General features: G+C 44.2%; 17 protein-coding genes and 2 pseudogenes. 10 read left to right on the forward strand and 9 right to left on the reverse strand.

Translation table 11 applies throughout. The features are described from left to right. Window positions 1-28: 28 nt before the first annotated feature. The 4 genes from rplL (at window position 29) to Q4B79_RS04685 (ending at window position 9,850) form a co-directional block, all read left to right on the forward strand. Window positions 29-400, forward strand: coding sequence for a 50S ribosomal protein L7/L12 (gene rplL, locus Q4B79_RS04670; protein WP_303085269.1), 372 nt, complete (start codon window positions 29-31; stop codon window positions 398-400). 320 nt (window positions 401-720) lie between these two features. Next, window positions 721-4,827: a DNA-directed RNA polymerase subunit beta gene (gene rpoB, locus Q4B79_RS04675; protein WP_303085270.1), complete on the forward strand. Its 4,107-nt coding sequence runs from the start codon at window positions 721-723 to the stop codon at window positions 4,825-4,827. Window positions 4,828-4,904: 77 nt separating this feature from the next. Next, a complete protein-coding gene (rpoC, locus tag Q4B79_RS04680) occupies window positions 4,905-9,137 on the forward strand; it encodes a DNA-directed RNA polymerase subunit beta' (protein WP_303085271.1) in 4,233 nt (1,410 codons plus the stop codon). Window positions 9,138-9,478: 341 nt separating this feature from the next. Beyond that, window positions 9,479-9,850, forward strand: coding sequence for a hypothetical protein (locus Q4B79_RS04685; protein WP_303085272.1), 372 nt, complete (start codon window positions 9,479-9,481; stop codon window positions 9,848-9,850). Window positions 9,851-9,933: 83 nt separating this feature from the next. On the opposite strand, the gene Q4B79_RS04690 is transcribed toward Q4B79_RS04685, so the two are convergent. After that, window positions 9,934-11,604, reverse strand: a complete 1,671-nt coding sequence (locus Q4B79_RS04690; protein ID WP_303085273.1) for an NAD+ synthase — start codon at window positions 11,602-11,604, stop codon at window positions 9,934-9,936. A 153-nt stretch (window positions 11,605-11,757) separates the two neighbouring features. On the opposite strand from Q4B79_RS04690, the gene Q4B79_RS04695 reads away from it, so the two are divergent. Continuing rightward, complete coding sequence (locus Q4B79_RS04695) at window positions 11,758-11,997, forward strand: hypothetical protein (RefSeq protein ID WP_368500047.1); 240 nt, start codon at window positions 11,758-11,760, stop codon at window positions 11,995-11,997. 71 nt (window positions 11,998-12,068) lie between these two features. Here Q4B79_RS04695 and Q4B79_RS04700 read toward each other — a convergent pair whose 3' ends face one another. Both Q4B79_RS04700 and ruvB read right to left on the reverse strand, forming a co-directional pair. Then, the gene (locus Q4B79_RS04700) at window positions 12,069-12,602 is read right to left on the reverse strand and encodes a glutathione peroxidase (RefSeq protein ID WP_303085275.1); all 534 of its coding nucleotides are present in this window, start codon (window positions 12,600-12,602) and stop codon (window positions 12,069-12,071) included. 137 nt (window positions 12,603-12,739) lie between these two features. Beyond that, window positions 12,740-13,732, reverse strand: coding sequence for a Holliday junction branch migration DNA helicase RuvB (gene ruvB, locus Q4B79_RS04705; protein WP_303085276.1), 993 nt, complete (start codon window positions 13,730-13,732; stop codon window positions 12,740-12,742). Window positions 13,733-14,016: 284 nt separating this feature from the next. Between ruvB and Q4B79_RS04710 the strand changes: the two genes are divergently transcribed. Together Q4B79_RS04710 and Q4B79_RS04715 are read left to right on the forward strand one after the other, a co-directional pair. After that, on the forward strand, window positions 14,017-14,523 hold the full coding sequence (locus Q4B79_RS04710) for an MCR_0457 family protein (protein WP_303085277.1): 507 nt from the start codon (window positions 14,017-14,019) through the stop codon (window positions 14,521-14,523). Between the two features lie 259 nt (window positions 14,524-14,782). After that, window positions 14,783-15,940, forward strand: coding sequence for a D-alanyl-D-alanine carboxypeptidase family protein (locus Q4B79_RS04715; protein WP_303085278.1), 1,158 nt, complete (start codon window positions 14,783-14,785; stop codon window positions 15,938-15,940). 145 nt (window positions 15,941-16,085) lie between these two features. Here Q4B79_RS04715 and nadS read toward each other — a convergent pair. The 3 genes and pseudogenes from nadS to Q4B79_RS04730 all read right to left on the reverse strand — a co-directional run bounded on the left by nadS (window position 16,086) and on the right by Q4B79_RS04730 (window position 17,850). Continuing rightward, window positions 16,086-16,365, reverse strand: a pseudogene (gene nadS, locus Q4B79_RS04720) (NadS family protein). Beyond that, the gene (locus tag Q4B79_RS04725) at window positions 16,346-16,501 is read right to left on the reverse strand and encodes a hypothetical protein (RefSeq protein WP_303085279.1); all 156 of its coding nucleotides are present in this window, start codon (window positions 16,499-16,501) and stop codon (window positions 16,346-16,348) included. Before Q4B79_RS04725 ends, nadS begins: the two are co-directional and overlap by 20 nt. 386 nt (window positions 16,502-16,887) lie before the next feature. Beyond that, entirely contained in the window at window positions 16,888-17,850 is a 963-nt protein-coding gene (locus Q4B79_RS04730; protein WP_303085280.1) for a porin, read from the reverse strand. Between the two features lie 445 nt (window positions 17,851-18,295). Here Q4B79_RS04730 and Q4B79_RS04735 point away from each other — a divergent pair, with 445 nt between their 5' ends. The 3 genes from Q4B79_RS04735 to Q4B79_RS04745 all read left to right on the forward strand — a co-directional run bounded on the left by Q4B79_RS04735 (window position 18,296) and on the right by Q4B79_RS04745 (window position 21,367). Further along, a complete protein-coding gene (locus Q4B79_RS04735) occupies window positions 18,296-18,970 on the forward strand; it encodes a tRNA-(ms[2]io[6]A)-hydroxylase (protein ID WP_303085281.1) in 675 nt (224 codons plus the stop codon). Between the two features lie 15 nt (window positions 18,971-18,985). Then, on the forward strand, window positions 18,986-20,428 hold the full coding sequence (locus Q4B79_RS04740; RefSeq protein WP_303085282.1) for an NAD(P)H-hydrate dehydratase: 1,443 nt from the start codon (window positions 18,986-18,988) through the stop codon (window positions 20,426-20,428). Between the two features lie 189 nt (window positions 20,429-20,617). Then, entirely contained in the window at window positions 20,618-21,367 is a 750-nt protein-coding gene (locus Q4B79_RS04745; RefSeq protein WP_303085283.1) for a glutathione peroxidase, read from the forward strand. A gap of 182 nt (window positions 21,368-21,549) precedes the next feature. Here Q4B79_RS04745 and Q4B79_RS09640 read toward each other — a convergent pair. From Q4B79_RS09640 to Q4B79_RS04755, 3 genes and pseudogenes are all read right to left on the reverse strand, one after another. Then, window positions 21,550-21,774 (reverse strand): annotated as a pseudogene (locus tag Q4B79_RS09640) (IS1 family transposase); the annotation flags it as partial. A 124-nt stretch (window positions 21,775-21,898) separates the two neighbouring features. Next, window positions 21,899-22,132 (reverse strand): hypothetical protein, encoded by a 234-nt coding sequence (locus tag Q4B79_RS09645; RefSeq protein WP_368500046.1) that lies wholly within the window; start codon window positions 22,130-22,132, stop codon window positions 21,899-21,901. Between the two features lie 447 nt (window positions 22,133-22,579). Continuing rightward, window positions 22,580-23,407: an ABC transporter substrate-binding protein gene (locus Q4B79_RS04755; RefSeq protein ID WP_303085284.1), complete on the reverse strand. Its 828-nt coding sequence runs from the start codon at window positions 23,405-23,407 to the stop codon at window positions 22,580-22,582. Between the last annotated feature and the right edge of the window lie 55 nt (window positions 23,408-23,462).

Consider the following 23,462-nt stretch of genomic DNA (forward strand, 5'->3'; position numbering starts at 1 on the left):
CAATTTTTATTTCATAGGAATAATTGCTATGTCATTGACTAACGAACAAATCTTAGATGCTATCGCAGCTAAATCAGTTATGGAAATCGTTGAGCTTATCTCTGCGATGGAAGAGAAATTCGGTGTATCTGCTGCTGCCCTAGCTGCTGCTCCTGCTGCTGGTGGTGACGCCCCTGCTGCTGAAGAAAAAGACGACTTTAACGTTGTTATTACTAACGGCGGTGACAAGAAAGTTGCTGTTATTAAGGTGGTACGTGAAGTAACTGGTCTAGGTCTTAAAGAAGCTAAAGACTTAGTTGAAGGTGCACCTCAAACTGTTAAAGAAGGTGCTTCTAAAGCAGAAGCTGAAGAGCTTAAAAAGAAACTTGAAGAAGCTGGTGCTACCGTTGAGCTTAAATAATAGCTTATATCTAGTGTCTGCTTGAATAAAATAAGTTTATTTAAGTTGAAAAACTCCATTTTGCGTATTGCATTATGGAGTTTTTTTCTGTATAATAACGCACTTGACCTTTTGTGTTAACACGGTCTTTTAAGTTAGTGTCGGCACACTTCAAAAAGGACAACTGCTTCCTATGCACATTGCCATATTTTTAGAGTTTTAATGTCAAGCTAAATGCGTTAACGTGTTTGGCCTGTTTTTGCTTGTAATTTAGCTCTAATAAATTGGTGTTTTCTTGGTACTTTCTTGGTGCTTTTTTAAGTTTAACGTAAGGATTCTTAATGGCATATTCTTATACTGAAAAAAAACGTATTCGTAAAAGCTTTTCTCGTTTGCCTGATGTGATGGACGTGCCGTATTTGCTCGCCATTCAGGTGGATTCTTACGAGCAATTTTTGCAAGAGCATAAAAAACCTGCGGCTCGTGCCAATATAGGTTTACAGGCGGCATTTTCATCTATTTTCCCTATTGTGAGTCATTCTGGTAATGCTGAACTTCAATTTGTGGAGTATTACTTGGGCGAGCCTGAGTTTGATGAGCGTGAGTGCATCATGCGTGGCTCAACCTTTGCAGCACCACTACGTGTAAAAATTCGCCTTGTGGTCAAAGATAAAGATGCTAAGGATAAGGAGAGCAAAGCAGCCATTAAAGATGTGCGTGACCAAGTGGTTTATATGGGTGAAATTCCACTGATGACTGATAATGGTACATTTATCATCAACGGCACAGAGCGCGTGATTGTTTCCCAGCTTCATCGTTCGCCAGGCGTGTTCTTTGACCATGATAAAGGTAAATCACATTCAAGTGGTAAGGTGCTGTATAATGCCCGTATCATTCCTTATCGTGGTTCATGGCTTGATTTTGAATTTGACGTCAAAGATTTGGTGTATGCTCGCATTGACCGCCGCCGTAAGCTATTAGCTACCATTATTTTACGTGCTATTGGCATGAATACTACGGATATTTTAAGCACTTTCTTTGAAACCGTAGAGGTGTTTAAAGGAGAAAATGGCTTTGAGGTGGAGCTGGTTGCAGAGCGTTTGCAAGGTGAGATGGCTCAGTTTGACATTGTTGCCCCAGATGGTAAGGTAATCGTTGAGCAGGGTAAACGTATCAATGCTCGTCGCATCAAAGAGATTGTTGCCTCTGGTATGACTAAACTTGCCGTGCCTGATGAATATCTGTACGAGCGTGTGCTTGCCGAAGATATCATTTATCATGACGAAGTAGTAGCACGTGCCAATACGTTGATTGACCATGAACTATTGGTTAAATTAATTGATAAAGACATCAAAGGCTTTAAGATTTTATTTACCAATGATATTGATCACGGTGCTTATATCGCCGATACGTTGCGTGCTGATACCATTACCACACGTGAAGAGGCACTGATTGAAATTTATAAAGTCATGCGTCCAGGCGAGCCACCAACCTTAGAGACAGCTGAGAAGCTCTTTGAAGCTATGTTTTTTAGCCATGAGCGTTATGACCTATCCAATGTTGGTCGCATGAAATTTAACCGTCGTTTGGGTCGTGATTTTGTCGAAAGCGATGACATTGATGTTCAGCGTGAGCAGGGTGTACTCTCCAAAGAAGACATCATTGATGTGGTTAAAACCCTCATTGAAATCCGCAATGGTCGTGGCGAGGTCGATGACATTGACCACTTGGGTAACCGCCGTATCCGCTCGGTGGGCGAGATGACCGAGAACCAATTCCGTATCGGTTTGGCTCGTGTGGAACGTGCGGTTAAAGAACGTTTGAGCGTGGCGGAGTCGGATAACCTATCTCCACAAGATTTGATTAATTCTAAGCCTGTGGCAGCATCCATCAAGGAATTTTTTGGTTCAAGTCAGCTTTCACAGTTCATGGACCAAAACAACCCACTTTCAGAAATCACTCACAAACGTCGTGTGTCTGCCTTAGGGCCAGGTGGTTTGACTCGTGAGCGTGCAGGTTTTGAGGTGCGTGACGTACATACCACTCACTATGGTCGTGTTTGTCCGATTGAGACACCTGAGGGTCCAAACATTGGTTTGATTAACTCTTTGGCGGTCTTTGCCAAAACTAATAATTTTGGTTTCTTAGAAACACCTTACCGTCGTGTTATTGATGGCAAGGTAACTGATGAAATTGAATATGTGTCCGCCATTGAAGAAGTAGGTATGGTGGTTGCACAGGCAGACTCGCCCATGAACGAGTATGGCGAGCTGACCGAAGAGATGGTCATGGTGCGTTATCATGGCGAGTCTGTGCGTATGAGTCCTGAAAAGGTTACGCACATGGACGTATCGCCACGTCAGGTGGTGTCAGTGGCAGCATCTCTCATTCCTTTCTTGGAGCATGACGATGCCAACCGTGCTTTGATGGGTTCGAACATGCAACGTCAAGCCGTGCCAACTTTGCGTAGCGATAAACCGCTTGTGGGTACAGGCATGGAGCGTCATGTGGCTCGTGATAGCGGTGTGTGCGTAGTTGCCAAGCGTGGTGGCGTCATTGAAGAGGTGGATGCCAGTCGTGTCATCGTGCGTGTCAACGAAGATGAAATGACCGCTGGCGAAGCAGGCATTGACATTTATAACCTCATCAAATACACCCGTTCTAACCAAAACACCTGTATTAACCAACGTGTGATCGTCAAAGAAGGCGACGTGATTGCTCGTGGTGATATTTTGGCGGACGGTCCATCGACCGATTTAGGCGAGTTGGCATTAGGTCAAAACATGCGTGTGGCGTTCATGCCGTGGAATGGTTATAACTTTGAGGACTCCATTTTGCTCTCTGAGCGTGTTGTCCAAGAAGACCGCTTTACCACCATTCATATTCAAGAACTCACTTGTGTGGCTCGTGATACCAAGCTAGGTCCAGAGGAAATTACGGGCGATATTCCAAACGTGGGCGAAGCAGCCCTTGCCAACCTTGATGAAGCAGGTATTGTCTACATTGGGGCGGAAGTGGATGCAGGCGACATTTTGGTGGGTAAAGTAACCCCCAAAGGCGAAAGTCAGCTGACCCCAGAAGAAAAACTTCTGCGTGCTATCTTTGGTGAAAAAGCAGCTGATGTTAAAGACACCTCGCTACGTGTGCCATCTGCCACCAAAGGTACGGTAATTGACGTGCAGGTATTTACCCGTGATGGCTTGGAAAAAGACAGCCGTGCCAAAGCCATTGAAAAATCCATGCTTGACAATTATCGCAAAGACCTAAAAGAGGAGCTTGTGATTTTTGAGGCGGCGGCTCGTGGACGTATTGTTGCGTTGTTAGAGGGCAAGAAAGTCTCTGGTGGTGCTGGTTTTAAAGCAGGTACGGTGCTTAGTACTTCTGACATGGAGAATTTATCTCTTGAAGTATTGCTGGATATTCAGCCAGCTGAAGAAGAGATTTCTGAGCGTCTGACACAAATTGCTGAATACTTGGCCGATAAGCAAAAAGAAATTGACGAAAAATTTGCCAAGAAAAAAGCCAAACTGACCGCAGGTGATGACCTAGCTCATGGCGTGCAAAAAATCGTTAAGGTATATCTGGCGGTCAAACGCCGTATCCAGCCTGGCGATAAGATGGCAGGTCGTCATGGTAACAAGGGTGTTGTCTCTCGCATCATGCCTGTGGAGGATATGCCTTATGACGAAAACGGCAACCCTGTGGACATCGTGCTTAACCCGCTTGGCGTACCGTCTCGTATGAACATCGGTCAGGTGTTAGAGACGCATTTGGGCATGGCAGCTCGTGGCTTGGGCGACAAGATTAATGACATGCTCCGCTCACAAGTGGCGGTTGCCGAACTTCGTGAATTTTTAGATAAAATTTACAACCAAGTCGGTGGTGAGCAGGTAGATTTGGACAGCTTGTCTGATGAGGACATCTTGGCGATGGCAGAGAACTTACGTGCAGGTGTACCAATGGGTACTGCCGTGTTTGATGGTGCTAAAGAAACACAAATCAAAGAGCTGTTAAAATTGGCAGGTCTAAGCGAAACAGGTCAGCAGTACCTATATGATGGACGTACAGGTAAACGTTTTGACCGTCCAACCACTGTCGGTTATATGTACATGCTTAAATTGAACCACTTGGTTGATGACAAGATGCACGCTCGTTCGACTGGTTCTTACTCGCTGGTTACTCAGCAGCCACTTGGTGGTAAAGCCCAGTTTGGTGGTCAGCGTTTTGGCGAGATGGAAGTCTGGGCATTAGAGGCGTATGGGGCAACCTACACCCTACAAGAAATGCTTACCGTCAAATCGGACGATGTTGAAGGTCGTACCCGCATGTATAAAAACATCGTGGATGGCGAGCAGTACATGAACCCTGGTATGCCTGAGTCGTTCAATGTATTGACCAAAGAAATTCGTTCTTTGGGTATTAACATTGACCTTAAAGAGAAAAAGTAATTGCTGTTAAATGACAGCTCATCAGGTGTGGTGGGCTGTCGTTGAAACGATGAAATAAAACTAAGCGGAGAACTCATTTGAAAGATTTATTAGACATCATGAAAGGCCCGACCGATGGTGGGGTAAAAGAATTTGACAGCATTCAAATCTCTTTGGCAAGCCCTGACACCATCAAATCATGGTCGCATGGCGAAGTCAAAAAGCCTGAAACCATCAACTACCGCACCTTTAAGCCTGAGCGTGATGGTCTGTTTTGTGCAAAAATCTTTGGACCTGTCAAAGATTTTGAATGTTTGTGCGGTAAATATAAACGCCGTAAATTTCAGGGCATCATCTGCGAAAAATGTGGCGTAGAAGTAACTGCTGCCAAAGTTCGCCGTGAACGCATGGGGCATATTGAGCTTGCCTCGCCTGTTGCTCACATCTGGTTTTTAAAATCCTTACCAAGCCGTATCGGTCTTTTGCTTGACATCACTTTGCGTGATATTGAGCGTGTGCTTTATTTTGAAAGCTACATCGTAACCGACCCTGGCATGACAGGCCTTGAAAAATATCAGCTTTTGGACGATGAACAATACTTTAACGCCTTAGAGCAATATGGCGATGAATTTATTGCTAAAATGGGTGCAGAAGCCGTTCAAGATTTGTTAAAAGACATTGATGTCGATGGCGAAATTGATGAGCTTCGTGCCAGCATTCCACAAACCAGCTCTGAGACCAAGCTTAAAAAAATGTCCAAACGCTTACAGCTTTTGGAGGCTTTCCGTGATTCTGGCAACAAACCAGAATGGATGGTAATGACAGTATTGCCTGTGTTGCCACCTGATTTGCGTCCACTTGTACCGCTTGAAGGTGGTCGTTTTGCCACGTCTGATTTGAACGACTTGTATCGTCGTGTTATCAACCGTAACAACCGTTTAAAGCGTCTATTGGAACTAAACGCCCCTGACATTATCGTGCGTAACGAAAAACGCATGCTCCAAGAAGCGGTGGATGCTCTGCTTGATAACGGTCGTCGTGGTCGTGCCATCACTGGCTCTAACAAACGTCCGCTAAAATCTTTGGCAGACATGATTAAGGGCAAACAAGGCCGTTTCCGTCAAAACCTTTTGGGTAAACGTGTCGACTACTCAGGTCGTTCGGTCATCGTGGTTGGTCCTACGTTACGTCTACATCAATGCGGACTGCCTAAGAAAATGGCGCTTGAACTCTTTAAGCCATTTACCTATGCCAAACTGCTACAAAACAACATTGCCCAAACCATCAAAGCTGCCAAAAAAATGGTAGAGCGTGAAGAACCTGTGGTTTGGGACATGCTCGCTAGCGTGATTCGCGAACACCCTGTTCTACTTAACCGTGCACCGACCTTGCACCGTTTGGGTTTGCAAGCCTTTGAACCTGTGCTGATTGAAGGTAAAGCGATTCAGCTTCATCCGCTGGTCTGTGCGGCATTTAACGCTGACTTTGACGGCGACCAAATGGCGGTACACGTACCATTGACCCTAGAAGCACAGCTTGAAGCTCGCGCCCTCATGATGTCTACCAATAACATCTTGTCGCCAGCGAACGGTGAGCCGATTATTGTGCCATCACAAGACGTTGTTTTGGGTCTGTATTACATCAGTCGTAGCCACATTACTGCCAAAGGTGAGGGCATGGCGTTTAGTACGGTTAATGAAGCTTTGCGTGCGATTGGTTCGGACGATTTGTCTGTCAATGCCAAAATCAAAGTGCGTGTTACCGAGACGATTTTGGATGAAAAAACTGGCGAAAAAACCACTAAAACCGAAATCAAAGACACGGTTGCTGGTCGTCTTTTGATTTGGAATATCATGCCAGAGGGCATGGCGTTTGAAGAGTGCAACAAAGAGATGACCAAGAAAAACATCTCTAAACTCTTAAACTCTTGCTATCGTAAACTGGGCGTTAAAGAATCAGTATTGTTTGCCGACCATTTGATGTATCTGGGCTTTGCCCAAGCAACCTTGTCAGGTATCTCGATTGGTATGGAAGACATGGTGATTCCGCCAAACAAAAAAGACATTGTAGAGAGTGCTGATAGTGAGGTTCGTGAGATTGAACAGCAGTTTGAAAAAGGTTTTGTAACCGCAGGCGAACGCTATAACAAAGTTGTTGATATCTGGTCTCGCACCTCTGACAAAATTGCCAATGCGATGATGGATAACTTATCTACCGATAATGTTGTTAATAGCAAAGGCGAACTTGAAAAAGAAAAATCCTTTAATTCCATCTACATGATGGCAGACTCAGGGGCTCGTGGTAGTGCCACCCAGATTCGTCAGCTTGCAGGTATGCGAGGCCTTATGGCAAAACCAGACGGCTCGATTATTGAAACGCCGATTAAAGCAAACTTCCGTGAAGGTTTGTCGGTATTGCAGTACTTTATCTCAACGCACGGTGCTCGTAAAGGTTTGGCGGATACCGCCCTTAAAACCGCAAACTCAGGTTATCTGACCCGTCGTTTGGTGGATGTGGCACAGGATTTAGTGATCACCCATGATGACTGTGGTACTGATGCTGGACAACGCATGACGCCCATCATTGACGGTGGAGAGATTGTTGAGCGTTTGGGCGACCGTGTCTTGGGTCGTGTAACTGCCAAAGACGTGGTTAATGCCGATGGCGAAGTCGTTATTGCCAAAAATACCTTGATTGATGAACGTTTGGTAGAGGTGCTGGACAATCAAGCCATTGATGAAGTCTACGTGCGTTCAGTGATTACCTGCGAAGCAACGCAAGGTGTGTGTGCTAAGTGCTATGGTCGTGATTTGGCTCGTGGTCATTTGGTAAATATTGGCGAGTCTGTTGGCGTAATGGCGGCTCAGTCGATTGGCGAACCAGGTACACAGCTTACCATGCGTACTTTCCACGTGGGTGGTGCCGCCTCTGCTACTTCTGTGGATAACAGTGTTTCAGTAGGCAATAACGGTTTGGTGCGTTTCCATAACATGAAAACCGTTGAGCATGTTGATGGTCATTTGGTGGTGGTGTCTCGCTCGGCAGAGATTGGTGTGGCAGATACACAAGGTCGTGAGCGTGAACGCTATAAAGTGCCTTATGGCTCTAACGTTTTGGTACGTGATGGCTCAGAAGTGAATGCTGGCGATACCATTGCTAAGTGGGATCCACATACCCACCCAATTATTACCGAATTTGCAGGTACGGTGCGTTTTAGTGATATCGCTGATGGCATGACCGCTACTGTCAAGATAGATGAAACCACTGGTATGAGTTCTTTTGAGATTTTAGCGACAAAAGACCGCCCAAGTCTATCCAAGGATTTGCGTCCCGCCATCGTTTTAGATACCGTAGATGGCAAAGAAGTGGTGTATTTCTTGCCTGCCGAGACTGTGATTCGTGTTACAGAGGGTGAGCAAGTAACCGCAGGTACGGTGCTAGGTCGTGTACCGCAAGCCACTTCGGGTACCAAAGACATTACAGGCGGTCTACCACGTGTGGCTGACCTCTTTGAAGCCCGTAAACCAAAAGACCATGCCATCATGGCAGAAGTCAGTGGTGTCGTGTCATTTGGTAAAGAAACCAAAGGCAAAAACCGCTTTATCATTACTGATGAGGAGGGCAATGAACATGAAGAGCTTATTCCAAAATGGCGTCAAATCAACGTCTTTGAGGGCGAGCATGTAGAGCGTGGCGAAATTGTCTCTGACGGCCCACTAAATCCGCATGATATCTTGCGTCTAAAAGGTGAAACCGCACTCGCCAACTACGTAGTGAATGAGGTGCAGGAAGTTTATCGCTTACAAGGTGTTAAGATTAATGACAAACACATTGAAGTGATTGTACGTCAAATGCTTCGCAAGGTTGAGGTTATCGATGGTGGTGATTCTAGTTACTTTAAAGGCGACCAAGTGGAATATGCCAAAGTGCGTATCCTTAATGAGGAATTGATTGCCAACAATAAATTCCCAGTGGTGTACGAACGTCAGTTATTGGGTATTACCAAAGCGTCTTTGGCAACCGAATCGTTCATCTCGGCAGCGTCTTTCCAAGAGACTACCCGTGTCTTGACGGCAGCGGCTACGATGGGCAAAGTGGACGACTTGTCAGGTCTCAAAGAAAACGTCGTTGTGGGTCGCCTGATTCCAGCAGGTACAGGTTTGGCTTATCATCAAAACCGACAACGCCTTGCAGAGCGTGGTTTGGAGCCTGTTATTACGGTAACAGAAGACCCTTATACTAAGCCAGCCACTGACCCATTGTTTGGCGGTGTCGACGCAAAAGATGACTTTGCAGCTGCTTTTGCCAGCGAATTTGGTCAAAGTGAATAAATTGCCCATCAAATAAAAAGCTCACTTCGGTGGGCTTTTATTGTATTTGGCAATGTCTTGGAGACTTGTGTTTAATGCCGTCAATTATTTTTTTAACCAATAAAGGAGGTGTATGTGAACGAGAAATTGGCTTGGAAGATTTTTTGGGTAATGATTATTGTGCTATTATTAATGTCAATCATCATCACGATAATATCCTGTTATTTGTCTGCCTCTTGGCATGATTCTGCTGTTTTGGAGGCAATAAAAATGTTCCTGCTGTGTATTGGAGGTACTGGCGTTATTGCATCCATCTATTTTTTTCTGGGCTTAATATTTACTTGCAAAGAAAATTTAGTATCATGGAAAATACTTTTCATCTGCTGTTGCGTTGGGATGACGAGCATTATTTAAATGCTAGGCAGTTAACCAGAGACATTAAAAAAGAACAAAACGATTTATCATCTAATGAATTGATTGAAAAAATTGAACAAAATCCAGAATTGGAGCAATCAGTGATTTTGGTGTTAAATTATTTGGAGCATGTTAGGGTTTCTTTGATAAATGGGAGGATAGATAAAGAGGTATTTCGTCATTCGTTGGGAGAAACCTTGATTGGCATTGCTCAAAGATTTAAGCCATATGCGGTTACACTCAATCAGATAAACCAAGAGCATTTGGAGCAACTGATTGATGAATTAAAAATCAAATCGCAATTAACTCAAAATACTTAAAGATTGTCATTAGAGCGTTTAAAAATCATACGATTTTGATAAAAAAGCCGTCAATTTATCATTAACGGCTTTATGATTGATGGTTAAAACTCGCCAGTTACTGACCAACCATTGACCAGTGGATAGCGACGTTCACGCCCAAAGGATTTTTTGGTAATTTTGGTGCCGATAGCCCCTTGACGGCGTTTATGTTCGGCTTTATCCACCATAGTGAGTACCCGTTCAACTACTTTGGGGTCAAGTCCTGTCTCACAAATGGCCTTATAGCCTAAATCTTCGTCGATATACATTCTTAAAATAGTATCGAGTAGGGGGTAGTCAGGCAGACTGTCTTGGTCGGTTTGGTTTGGGCGAAGCTCTGCTGATGGTGGGCGTGAAATGACACGCTCAGGAATAACAGGCTCATCTTCTAGGCGATTGCGATAGTTGGCTAGGCGATACACGTCTGTTTTGTAGACATCTTTTAGGACATCAAAACCGCCGACCATGTCGCCGTAGAGTGTAGAATAACCAACCGCATTTTCGGATTTATTGCCTGTGCTGATGACCATATGTCCAAATTTATTGGATAATGCCATTAAAATCACGCCTCTTGCCCGAGCTTGTAGATTCTCTTCGGTAACATCAGGGGCTGCCCCTGCAAAGAGGGGGGCGAGGGTGGATTTTAGTCCTGCAACGGCATCGTGAATAGGGCAGATGGTGTAGGAGACATTAAGTCTTGCAGCTTGTGCAGCAGCATCATCTAGGCTGATTTGGGAAGTGTATTCGTACGGCATCATGACGGCATAGACTTTATCAGCACCGAGTGCATCTACGGCGATGGCAAGCGTCAATGCACTGTCGATACCACCTGATAAGCCCAAAATTACCCCCTTAAACCCAGAGCGATTGACATAATCACGCAGTCCCACCACGAGGGCTTGGTAAATTTGGGATTCTTCGGATAAATCAAGCGGTGCTTTGGCTTGCGTATCAAAGCATTTATTGGCGACATCAAATTTTGCCATGATGAGCTGATTTAAAAATCTTGCCCCCTCGTGAGCAATCTCGCCATTTGATTGAGTGATGAGTGAGCCACCATCAAAGACGATGTCGTCTTGGGCTCCAACCGTATTGACATAGACGATGGGTAGACCATGTGTGGCAGACTGACGTGTGATGAGTGCTTTGCGTTCGTCTTGTTTGCCAATCTCAAAGGGCGAGGCGTTTAGTACGATGACAAGCTCTGCCCCTGATTCTTTTAGGGCGGCAATGGGAGCGTCATGCCAAATGTCTTCGCAGATGAGCAGTCCGATGGTCAAGCCCTTATAGTCAAATAAGACTTGGTTGCGACCTTTCTTGAAGTAGCGTAACTCATCAAACACGCCATAATTAGGCAGACATTGTTTGTGATAAAAGCCTTTTTGAGTGCCACCTTGCAAGATGGCGGCTGAGTTAAATGTGCCGTGAGAGTCCACGTGTGGATAGCCCAAGATGGTAACGATGCCATCTACTTTTGCTAGCTCATTCATGGCGATTTTGACACGTTCGGCAAGCGTGGGTCTTAGTAGCAAATCCTCTGGGGGGTAGCCCACCAGTGCCAGCTCTGGAAAAATAACAATATCTGCACCACGTGCTTTTGCATCTAGGGCAAGGGCTTTCATTTTGTTGACGTTGCCCTTAATATCCCCCACCCAAAAATTCGTCTGCATGAGTGCAAAGGTAATCGTGCCATTGGGGGTGCTGATTTCGCTCAAATTTTCTTGTATTGACATTTGTAATTATCCTAAATGGTCAGCTGTAAATTATCCATGATTTACAAGGCTGAGGTTGTCTGTTGTGATTTGTCAAGCAAATCACCTGTTAGTATATCACACTCTGCCTAGTTTTTGTGATATAGTATGGCATTATTTTGTGTGGTTTATGATATGTTTGCTTTTATTTTAAATGTGATTATCATCGCAATTGTGATGAAGGTGTTTTTTAAGTTCATGTACCCAAAGCCCCCCAAGCACTTTTTTGCACAAGAGGGCGATGATACCACAGTTCGGACATGCAGTTATTGTGGCCATTCGTTGGCGACTTATCGGGGGATTTTGCGGGACGATGGGTTGTTTTTTTGTAATGATGACCATCAAGCGTCTTTTTTAAAGGGTAAGACTTATTAAGCTGGCGAGTATGATTTTTTTGAGGATAAAAAGGGTTGCGATAAATGACTAAATGTTCCCCAATCTAGGTATCAAGCTAGTGCTTTGATAATGACGCTCTCCATTTCCGAGGCACCTACCGTAGGAGCAAAGCGTGCCACCACCTCGCCGTGCCTGTTGATGAGAAATTTGGTAAAATTCCACTTAATGTCGCTTCCTGTGCGTGCCAAGCCCATCTCAGCGACAACTTCAAGCAATACATCGTATTTTTTGTTGGTAATTTCATCATGCCGATGTGCTTTTAGGTAAGTGTATAATGGGTGGGCATTATCATCATTGACATCAATCTTGGCAAATAATGGAAAACTTACAGGATAATTTGCTTGCAAAAATTCGAGGATTTTTGGTTCGGTTTCAGAGGTCTCTCCAAATCCGTTGCTTGGAAATCCTAATATGATAAAATCTTGGTTTTTATATTTTTGATAAAGCTCTTCTAATTCTTCGTGTTGAGGTGTGAGACTACAACTGGTAGCGGTATTAACTATCAGTAGGGTTTTATTTTTAAATTGCTCAAAACTGACCATATTGCCATGAATGTCTTTGGCATGAAATTGATAAATTGACATTGCAAATCTCCGTCAATCCAAACTAACAAGACTGGTTTACAGTACACTTGTTATTATATCGCATTTTGGGAGTGGCGTGTGAATTTTTATGTATTGTTTGGTTATTTTTAAGTGATATTAAATAATCAAAGATGGGTTTAGGTTGATAGCTGAGCAGCAAGCACGCCTTTTTCGAGTAAGGCACGACCTTTTGGGGTACGTTGGATATAGCCTTGTTGGATAAGATAAGGCTCAATCACATCTTCAAGTGTGCCTCTGTCTTCTGCCATCGCAGCGGCGATTGCTTCTACGCCAGCAGGTCTGCCATCAAAACGTTCAGCAAGCATGGATAAATAGCGTCTGTCTAGATGATCCAGTCCTCGCTTATCTACCGAAAGCATGTCAAGGGCAAGAGAGGCGATGTCTGCACTAACCACGCCATCGCCTTTGACCTCAGCATAATCACGTACACGGCGAAGTAGGCGGTTGGCAATGCGAGGCGTACCGCGTGAGCGTCTGGCAATCTCCAACGCACCCGTATCGTGCATGGCAATACCCAAAAGTCGTGCCGAGCGTTTGATGATGGTGGTAAGGTCTGACACCTCATAAAATTCAAGTCGTTGCACAATCCCAAATCTATCACGTAGCGGAGAGGTCAAAAGCCCTGCTCGTGTGGTCGCCGCCACCAGCGTAAAGGGGGGTAGGTCAAGCTTGATGGAGCGTGCCGCAGGGCCTTCGCCTATCATGATGTCAAGCTGAAAATCTTCCATGGCAGGGTAGAGGATTTCCTCAATGATGGGGCTAAGCCTATGAATTTCATCGATGAACAGCACATCGCCCGCCTCTAAGTTGGTTAGCATGGCTGCCAAATCGCCTGCACGCTCCAATACAGGACCACTGGTGGAGCGAAGATTGCCTCCCATCTCACGAGCGATGATGTTGGCGAGGGTGGTCTTACCCAGTCCAGGCGGTCCAAAAATCAAGGTATGGTCTAGGGCTTCGCTTCGCCCACGAGCAGCACCGATGAATACTTCCATTTGCTCACGTACTTTGGGCTGACCAATGTAATCAGCTAAGGAAGTGGGGCGAATGGCACGGTCAAGGTTATCGTCTTTTTTTAGGTTTGGGTCGATGATGCGGTTATGGTTCATGGTGGATTTAGATAGATGGGTTTGGTGTGGTATTATAAAGAAATTTGGGGGAATATCCCCACATGGATAATATTATTTACAATTTAGCAATATTATAGAAACATAAAAATCAGCTTCAAATATAGCACCATGCGAGACATTGAGAGCGTGGGAGTGTTTAGGGGGTTTGTGTTGCTGTTTGGTTACTGCAAGTGATTTTTTAAAACAATTATTCTACATTTTTTGTCAAATTTGAGATATTATTTTAAAGTTTTGTGGGTATTATAGTCAAATTAAAATCGTCCATGAATCTTGATACGATGATACCAAATACACCAAAACTGCCTGCCATGCCTGCCAAATTTATCGTTGGCAGAACATCTCTTGTGGTGCGTGCCAAAAAAATAACGCTCATGTTGGCGTTGTTCGCCAATGTCGCCCTGTCAGCATACGCCCAAACTACCACACAGCACTCCATAAAAATTACCACACGCTCATCAGCCATTAACGTGAGTGAGCTTGCCAATATTCGTGTTACCAAATACGAGCTGGCATTGGTACAAGTGATGGCAGAGATATGTCCCCAAATGCTCAACGAACGCCAAAAGAAGCGATTTTTTGAGGCTTATGAAAATCAGCTACGAGTGTTTATTCCCAATGCAAACAATCCTAGACAAGTCCTAGACTATCTTGGCAGTCAGCGAGATTATCGTGCAGTCTTACAGAGTGTGCGTGCGTGGACGGCAAGTTTTCCTGCCAGCGAGAACCGTGAGCTTTGTGTGGATTTTGCTAACATTGGGCGGACATTTTAAGTGGATTGATGGATGTTGGATGGGGGTGGCATTGTCTTTGTTTTGGAGTATGTCTGATAATGTCAAAGCGATGTGTTTTGAGTGTGTTAAATTTACCCTGATGGGTTTGATGTCAAAACTTGGGATGGTCTAATCTTTCTAAAATCTTGCTTATTTGCAAATAATGTTGTCAATATGATATACACCCCAAAAAACCATTTATATTTTGTGTAAATTTTGGTATAGTGATTGCTTTTTATTTTAGTGTGAAAAATTTGGTATGATGAGCCTTTTAAAAAAAACAACCCTGACGATGGCACTTTTGGCGGTCTCGGTTGTCAGTTTTGCTGATAACGGCATTAGCCCGCCCAAGCAAGATAACTCCGCCTATGTGCTGATGGATTATGACACAGGCACGATACTCGCCCAGAGTAATGCTGATACGCCTTTGCCACCAGCTTCTCTGACTAAGATGATGACGAGTTATATCCTTGAACAAAAGCTTCTATCGGGCGAGCTGTCTGAGACAACTCCCATTAAGATGAGTGAGACGGCGTGGTGTCGTGGTTCTAGCAGGGAGTCATGCATGTATGTACCGCTAGGCGAGAGTGCTACTGCCATCGACATGCTACGTGGCATCATCATTCAATCAGGTAACGATGCCTCCGCTGCGGTGGCGGAGCATATCTCGGGGTCGCAGTCAGCTTTTGCGGTTATCATGAATGATGAAGCGGCAAAACTTGGCATGAACAGCACGCATTTTGTGAACGCTACGGGCATGCCAGCAGAGGGACATCGTTCAAGTGCGAGGGATTTGGCGGTGCTTGCTCGTACCATCATCAAGAATTCTGCCCAATATTATGTACTGTATAGTGAAAAAGAATTTACCTACAACAACATCAAACAAGGTAACCGCAATGCCTTGCTATTTACCGACGCGACTGTGGACGGTCTAAAAACAGGACATACCTCAGAATCTGGCTACTCTTTGGCGGTGTCTAGTCAAAAAGACAACATGCGACTCATCGCCATCGTATTAGGAGCGAAGAGCGAGCAGGCGAGAGCCAAGCAAGCACGTGAGTTACTAGATTTTGGGTTTGGACATTTTGAAAATGTAGTCATCTCGCCACAAGGTAGTGATGTAGGTACGGTTTCTGTGAAGTTTGGCAAGGTGGGTAGTGTGCATGCCAGCACGCTAAATGACCTAAAAGTACTGACCGCCAAAAACCAAAAAAGCAACTTTACCACCGCCATTAAACTCAATGATAATATTACCGCTCCTATCAGAAAAGGGCAGGAGCTTGGTCAGATGATGGCGATGATGGACGGCAACGCAGTCGCCAGCACACCGATTATCGCCAGTGAGGACGTGGAGCAGGCTGGTTTTGTCGGTCGGATGTGGCAGAGCTTGACAGCATGGATTAAGGGATTGTTTTAATCTGATTTTTTGATACAAAGGCGTGCTGTGGCACGTCTTTTTTGCGATTTAAGTTTTTGTGAATTCAAAAATTCTGGTGTGCAAATCGTGAGGCAAAGTGGGTTTTTATCTGTCAAATTGCACAGAAAACAAGGTGTTTGTGTTATTAAGCTGTACTAATCAACTCAGGGTTTTTATCCAAAATTCTCATAAGCGTGATGGCGGGACCTGTTGGGGTTCGTGTGCCCTGTTCCCAATTTTGCAGGGTTTTGGGGCTGATATTGAGTTTTTTAGCAAACTGGATTTGTGATAACCCTGTTTTTGCCCTAATTTCTTTGATGTTTGGGCGGTTCGTAGGTGAAAACACGGCTCGGAGCTTGTTCGCCCTTTGTGATTGCTGCCTCATTCATGGAAGCTACAATATCATTAAAGAGTTGTTTGTCCATTTTTTAGCTCCTGTTTTAGGATTGAAATTAAGGTTTTAAATACTTGCTTTTCGGCATTGGTAATGTTGTCTTTGACTGATTTTGGATAGACGGCAAACATATAAATGCGTCCATATTCATCAGTATAATAATGCAAGACTCTAACACCGCTACTCTTGCCACTATTACGACCAAAACGGATTTTTCTAAGTCCGCCAGTGCCTTGTATTAAGTCGCCTCTTTTGGGGTTGTTTAACAGTTCCTTTGTATCTGTTGATATTCATCATCGGTAAATAATTCTTTGATGGCTTTTGTAGAAAAGCTGGTTTCAATGAATGTTAATAACTTCACGAAAATACCTCCAATCTCGATAGATTGTATACTTCATTAGAGTGGTTGTCAAGGATATTCAGTGGTGGCAAAAATAAGGCTCCCTGACGACATCACAGAAAATTAAACTTGGAGATGATGGGGCGTAGTTTTATGTGCAATATAAAAAACAAAAGCCCACCATTGAGGCAGGCTTTTGTGGTTGGGTATGGATTAGAACTTGTATTCAATACCAGTACCGATGCCATAGGCTTTGGCGGTTTCTACGCCTTCACCTTTGTTGGTTAGGTAAGCACCATAGATGTGACCTGTGGTAGCTTTGTTAAATGCGTATTTACCACCAGCAGCCACACGGAATACTTCGTCATCTTTGATGCCAGCTGCGTTGTCTACGAAATCAAGCTGACCATAAGCAGTCCATGGGGTTTGAGCAAGCTTTTGGGTAGCACTCACAGTAAAGGCATTTTCTTTTTTGAGGTCGCCACCAAACTGAGTGTTTTGATATAGAGCACCGATGGTGGTCGCATCAGTTAGGTCATAAGCACCGCTTACACGAGTTGCTTTGAAGTTGCCAGCTTGGATGTAGGTAGCACCTGCACGGTATGCTGCACCGTTTGGTTCGTACTGAGCACCTACGCCCCATGCATCGCGACCTAGGCTGTCAGTGCTGTTGTTCTCATCAAGTACATACATGCCTAGGAAGTTTAGACCGTTGTAGCTTGGAGATACATAAGCAAATGCGTTGTTAGCACGTGGTGCATCAAAAGAAGCTAGAACGTTATCGCCACCTACTACGCCACCTTCGGTAACGTTAGCGTAGTCTACCATGCCGTCAATGGCAGTTAGACGACCAGCAAGTAGCGTACCGTATTGTTCGTTAGATAGACCCAAATAGCTGTCACGAGCTTCGAAAGTACGAGTGTTGTCGTCTACTTCTACACGGTATTCTAGTTGATAGATAAGGTTGGTGTTAGCAGTTAGGGCTTCTGCACCCTTAAAGCCGATACGTGAAGCATTAGAGTTAAGTTGGGTGCGAGTGTCAAGACCAGCTTCCTTAGCAACGTTATTACCGTCTTGTAGGTCAAGAGTAAGGAATGCTTTACCGTACACTTGTGGGGCAGCTTGTGCAGAGATAGACAAAGCAGCAACAGCTGACGCTAAAAGTAGTTTTTTCATGGGTTTCTCCACTGACATTTTTAGTGATGGGGCTGCTGTACGCTTGCACCCAGTGTGATAGGCTGTCAATCACTTGATGGCTTATCACGGTTATTAAAATTGTTACTAGGGTAGATAGTATGCTTTGTGTTTATGATATAGACACAAAGGGCATATAAAATCATACCGCACATATAGAATACCAATTTTGACATATTTTGCAACACCTTTTATTAAAAAAATTCACATTTTTTTAAGGGTTTTTTGAAATACTGATATTTTTCAATGAGTTATTATGTTAAGTTTTGTAAAGATTTTTGTAAAAATTGAGAATGTTTATTAGTTACTTGGTGGGTTTTTGGGGAATGGGTTGGGTTCTTTTGGCTATTTTGGATAAATTTGACAAATCCATGCTAAAATATCAAATACAAAACTGCCAAAATAAGCGTGATTTTAGGAGAATATCATGACTGATGTAACGATTTTGAACGACGATGATTTGAATGTGATTGCAAGCCGTGCCAAAGCCAAAACGGATATCAGCCACATTCATGTGTTTTTGGGGGCAAAAACTTCCCAAAAATGGCTAGAAGTTGCCAAAAAAAATCTACCACTGCTCATGCTCGACCACGCCAACTGCGAAAAAAAGGCGGCGGGGACAGCGATGAATTTGATTTTTCGTTATGAATTTCATCGAGATTTACAGCATAAACTCGCCCAACTGGTGCGTGAAGAAATGCTCCACTATGAACAAGTGTTAGAACTCATGGACGAGCGTGGCATCGCATGGTCGCACTTGCCAGCAGGTCGCTATGCTAAGGGACTACTCAAACACAAACGCACGTGGGAGCCTGCGGGCATGGTCGATGTGCTAATTATCGGAGCGTTTATCGAAGCACGGTCGTGTGAGCGATTCTCGGCACTCGCTGATGTGATTGATGATGAAAAACTGTCTAAATATTATAAATACTTACTCAAATCTGAAAGCCGTCATTATGAAGATTATCTGGCTCTTGCTCAGTCGGTGTCTGATGAGCCGATAGATGAGCGAGTGGCGTTTTTTAGGGAGGTGGAAGCAGAGCTTATCGATAGCCCTGATGGCGAACTGCGTTTTCATAGCGGTGTGCCTGATTTTGCCTGATGGTGTGGGGGTGTGATGAAAACGCCGATTTATACCGCCAAAGCCATCAGAGATTGGGAGAGACGCTGGTTTAATGAAGGTAACAGCTCGTTTGGCTTGATGAAGCAAGCAAGCCTAGCGATGGCATTACAAATCACTGATTTTATGGATAAAAACCATATTGCCCAAGCCGACATCGTCGTCTGGTGTGGAACGGGCAATAACGGTGGCGATGGCTATTTGACCGCCAAATATTTATCCCATCATTTATCCAATGATGGTTTTCATGTACAAATCATCGCCCCTGATTTGCCCAGAAGTCTTGATTGTACCCGTGCAAAAAGTGAGTGTACTGACATATATATTTGTGATAATGTAACCAAGATAAAACGTCATTTTGAAAAAATAATACACATAGATGCGTTATTTGGTAATGGGCTAGACAGAAATCTTGATAAGCATGCTTGGCACATCATTGATCAATTCAACGCCCAAAGCGGCACAAAAATTGCCATTGACCTACCCAGTGGTCTGCACCCTGACACAGGCACGCCCCTGCCTGTCTGCACCAAGGTGGATTTGACGCTGTGTGTGATGGGGCTAAAAATCGGACTGTTTACAGGTGTGGCAAAGGAGTTTGTCGGTCAAGTGATAAATCTACCCCTGATACCGCCTGATGATGGGTTGTCGGCGGTGGCATATTTGCCCGATAAGCCTGTGCCTAAACCCAGAAAACTTACCGCTCACAAGGGCGATTTTGGCACGGTGGTGGTGGTGGGCGGTCATGAGCGTATGGGTGGAGCGGTCATCATGGCAAGCGAGATGGCGATGAGCATGGGGGCAGGGCGAGTAACGGCGGTTTGCCATGCCAAGCACCACACCGCCATGCTCGCTCGCTCGCCCAATGTGATGGTGGCGGATATTGAATATGATGTGGATTTGGGGGCATTTGACCGTGTGGCGTTTGGCATGGGGCTTGGGCGTGATGACTGGGCGGAGGCGGTTTATAAAAAGATGATGTCGGTTGTTTTGGCACATGCTTTTGATAGAGTGGTGCTGGACGCTGATGCTTTGTATTTTTTGGCAAAAAACCCCGTCAAACTACCAAGTCATGTTATTTGCACCCCTCACTCGGCAGAGTCGGCACGGCTACTGGGCGTGAGTGTGGCGGACGTGGATAGGGATAAGTTGACGGCTTTACACAACCTGCATGCCAAATATGGTGGGGGGTGGGTCATCAAGGGAGCAAATACGCTTAGTTTTGATGGCAAAACGGTGTGCGTATGTCCTTTTGGTAATCCGATGATGGCGACAGCAGGCATGGGCGATGTGCTGGCTGGCATGATGGTAGGGCTAGATGCTGATGTGCATGAAGTTGTGGCATGGCATGGGGTGCTGGGCGATGAGCTGGCAGGGCGAAGTGTGTTTGGGATAAATGCTCATGACATGGCAGGCGTGGCAAAGGCGATGATGGAGTGAATGTACATTTGTTTAATGTCAGAAAATTTTGTATAATGGTTGTGGATTTGGGGTGTGTCCCATTTTTAATGCAAACATGATGACGTTAATTTGTCAATTATTTTTCATCTGTAAAGAATATTATAAATGCTCAACACGCACTAATGTTGAAATTCTAATTCCAATACAAATCAATCAAGAGAGATGATTATGGCATTTAAAGATATGGTAGGGCAGCACGTCCCAAGCGTAACTTTTCGTACCCGTCAGGGCGATAACTGGGTGGATGTAACCACTGATGAGCTATTTAACGGCAAAAAAGTCGTATTGTTTAGCTTGCCTGGTGCGTTTACACCCACTTGTTCGTCAACGCACCTGCCACGCTATAACGAGCTTGCAGGCGAGTTTAAGAAGCTTGGTGTGGACGACATTATTTGTCTGTCGGTCAATGATACTTTTGTAATGAATGCATGGAGGGCCGACCAAGAATGTGCCAACATCACTGTCATTCCTGATGGTAATGGCGAGTTTACCGATGGTATGGGTAGATTGGTGGGCAAAGAAAATTTAGGCTTTGGTAAGCGTTCATGGCGTTACTCGATGCTTGTGGATAATGGCGTGATTGTCAAAATTTTTGACGAACCAGAAAAAGACGGCGACCCCTTTGAAGTGTCGGACGCTGATACCATGATTAAGTATCTTGACCCAACATGGACGGATAAACCATCGGTGGCGGTGATTTCTAAGGCGGGTTGCCCGTTTTGTATCAAAGCCAAAGAAGCTCTGACGGCTCGTGGCGTCTCATTTGAGGAGCTTGTGCTTGGTCGTGATATTACCATGACGGCGGTGCGTGCCATGACGGGGCGTGAGACTGCACCACAGATTTTTGTGGGTGGCAAGCATATCGGCGGCTTCGATGATTTGGAGGCGTATCTTAGTGGCGGCGAGTGCCTACTGTAATTATTAGCTACCATTTTAACCACTATCTCATTAGATGGTGGTTTTTTAAATTTGGCATTATTCACAAACCATACATAACTCAACCTACCATTCCACTTAGCAAACAGCAAGTTCAGTGAGTTTTCTATCATCTTTTGGCATTTGGAATAACACTTGGTTTTGCGTTTAAACCTTGCAAGATAGTGGCGAATTCTACCATTATGACTTTCTATTGTAAAAGTCTCTTTCTTGCTGTGTCGGTGTTTGTGGCTTGGAATAACTTCCTGATAAGTTTTCCAGTAATCGCTACAAAACAAAGTAATGTTATGTCTGTTTGGCTGACCGTACAATCTTTTAAAGGTTTTACTGTCTCGTTTGCCACAACAAAACCTAAGACTTGCTTGGTGTCTGTCTTGATGGCAATCCATGTCCAGCAGTAGTTTTTTAAACTTGCTGTAACTGTGAATTTCATCAAGCTCTACAATGTCAATGGGTTCATTGTGTTGGGTTAAATTGGCATTGTAGATGTCTTGATGTTTAATGCCTGAGTTTTTAACCCAATATATGTCCAATACCCAGCACACGACCAATGGCACGAAAGCCTAAAACTTCAAGATACATGTCAATGGCTAGCTTTCTAACACTTTCATCTTTTTTGTTACTCTTATAAAGCACGGTAAAGTGATATTTACAGTCTTTACATCGATGTCTTTGTTTGCCGTAGGCAAAGCCTGCCTTAACAATGTGATTGGATTGACATTTTGGACAATAATCTAAGAGTATCATGGATTGCTTGGTCTTTGGTTGTTGTGGATTGGGTATTATAGCCTAGGTATAGGGGTTGAATAATGCCTTAAATTTATAAAATACCATGTTTGTACCCAAATCAATATTTTGAAACTTATCCGCTCTTTATCCACAAATCCTGTGGATAACTATGTGGATAACTTTATGATTATTCGCCAAAAACCCCAATTTATCAATGCAGTAAGTTAATTGGTTAAAAATTATACAAATATTAATGTGAAAATAATACCAACAAAATCAATAAGTTAATATATGGCGTTTTTATTTATTTCTTGGGTATTCCTGTGATGTCATTAACGGTATTTGACTTATGCCATATCGGCGGGTTTTGTGGATAATTTTGAGTGTTATGCATGATTTGTGAGGTATTTTATAATAAAAATTCCCCAAATAATGGGGAATTGTGGTCAAATGACGCTAAGGGATTTATTTGGCTTCGGTGGCATCTGAGATTTCGTTGTTGGTAGCGGCAACGTCATTACCGAACCATTTGGTATAAATTTGGTCGTATGTGCCATCAGCACGGATTTGTTTCATGCCGTCATTTAGAATGTCTAGTAATGCTGTGTCGTCTTTTTTGACTGCCATGGCAATCATATCTGGCTCGCCCTCATCAGGCAATGCGTCTATCTTGCTGTCTGGATATTTGCCATGAAAGTGCATGATTACACCTTTATCGCCGATAAAGACATCTTGCTCGCCTGTAAATACCGCTTTTAATGCCAAATAAGGCGTATCATAAGTAGTGTGATTGATGTTATATTTACCAGCCAATTCTTGTTGAAGTGTGTCAAATTGTACTGCTACTTGTTTATTAGCCAAATCTTTCCAGTTGGTGATGGCAGTGTTTGTGGTGTGCAGGGCGTAGGTGGCTGATTGAAAATGCGGTGTTACAAAGTTATATTTTTGCTGACGCTCTGGGGTAACTGAGATATTGGAAGTGATGATATCAGCTTCCCCTGACTCTAAGCTGGCAAACATGCCGTCCCACGTCTTTGAGATGAAGTCTAGGTTAAAGCCTTTTTTCTGGGCGATGGCTTGAAGTAAGTCGTGCTCAAATCCTGAAACCCGACCTTTTTCATCACGGACGATGAATGGTGCAGATTCGTTTTCGGTAACCACCAAATAAGTCTTACCAGTGTTTTGGGTGGAAGGTGTCTCGCTTGGTGCGGTGGTGGCTTGGGCTGGCTTATCTTCACTACCACAGGCACCAAGTAATAGAGATAACCCTAAGATGGATAATGGTTTTTTCATAACATGACCTCGTATTGTAGATGACATGGCATTCATGGTAAGGGGCATACCCCAC

Source organism: Moraxella sp., from assembly GCF_030525845.1.
Lineage (GTDB): Bacteria > Pseudomonadota > Gammaproteobacteria > Pseudomonadales > Moraxellaceae > Moraxella.

Excerpts from the sequence above, each read along its gene's own strand:
- rplL (WP_303085269.1), top strand. The coding sequence starts at position 29 with ATGTCATTGACTAACGAACAAATCTTAGATGCTATCGCAGCTAAATCA.
- rpoB (WP_303085270.1), top strand. The coding sequence starts at position 721 with ATGGCATATTCTTATACTGAAAAAAAACGTATTCGTAAAAGCTTTTCT.
- Q4B79_RS04685 (WP_303085272.1), top strand. The coding sequence starts at position 9,479 with ATGGAAAATACTTTTCATCTGCTGTTGCGTTGGGATGACGAGCATTAT.
- Q4B79_RS04690 (WP_303085273.1), bottom strand. The coding sequence starts at position 11,604 with ATGTCAATACAAGAAAATTTGAGCGAAATCAGCACCCCCAATGGCACG.
- Q4B79_RS04695 (WP_368500047.1), top strand. The coding sequence starts at position 11,758 with ATGTTTGCTTTTATTTTAAATGTGATTATCATCGCAATTGTGATGAAG.
- Q4B79_RS04700 (WP_303085275.1), bottom strand. The coding sequence starts at position 12,602 with ATGTCAATTTATCAATTTCATGCCAAAGACATTCATGGCAATATGGTC.
- ruvB (WP_303085276.1), bottom strand. The coding sequence starts at position 13,732 with ATGAACCATAACCGCATCATCGACCCAAACCTAAAAAAAGACGATAAC.
- Q4B79_RS04710 (WP_303085277.1), top strand. The coding sequence starts at position 14,017 with ATGAATCTTGATACGATGATACCAAATACACCAAAACTGCCTGCCATG.
- Q4B79_RS04715 (WP_303085278.1), top strand. The coding sequence starts at position 14,783 with ATGATGAGCCTTTTAAAAAAAACAACCCTGACGATGGCACTTTTGGCG.
- Q4B79_RS04730 (WP_303085280.1), bottom strand. The coding sequence starts at position 17,850 with ATGAAAAAACTACTTTTAGCGTCAGCTGTTGCTGCTTTGTCTATCTCT.
- Q4B79_RS04735 (WP_303085281.1), top strand. The coding sequence starts at position 18,296 with ATGACTGATGTAACGATTTTGAACGACGATGATTTGAATGTGATTGCA.
- Q4B79_RS04740 (WP_303085282.1), top strand. The coding sequence starts at position 18,986 with ATGAAAACGCCGATTTATACCGCCAAAGCCATCAGAGATTGGGAGAGA.
- Q4B79_RS04745 (WP_303085283.1), top strand. The coding sequence starts at position 20,618 with ATGGCATTTAAAGATATGGTAGGGCAGCACGTCCCAAGCGTAACTTTT.
- Q4B79_RS09645 (WP_368500046.1), bottom strand. The coding sequence starts at position 22,132 with ATGATACTCTTAGATTATTGTCCAAAATGTCAATCCAATCACATTGTT.
- Q4B79_RS04755 (WP_303085284.1), bottom strand. The coding sequence starts at position 23,407 with ATGAAAAAACCATTATCCATCTTAGGGTTATCTCTATTACTTGGTGCC.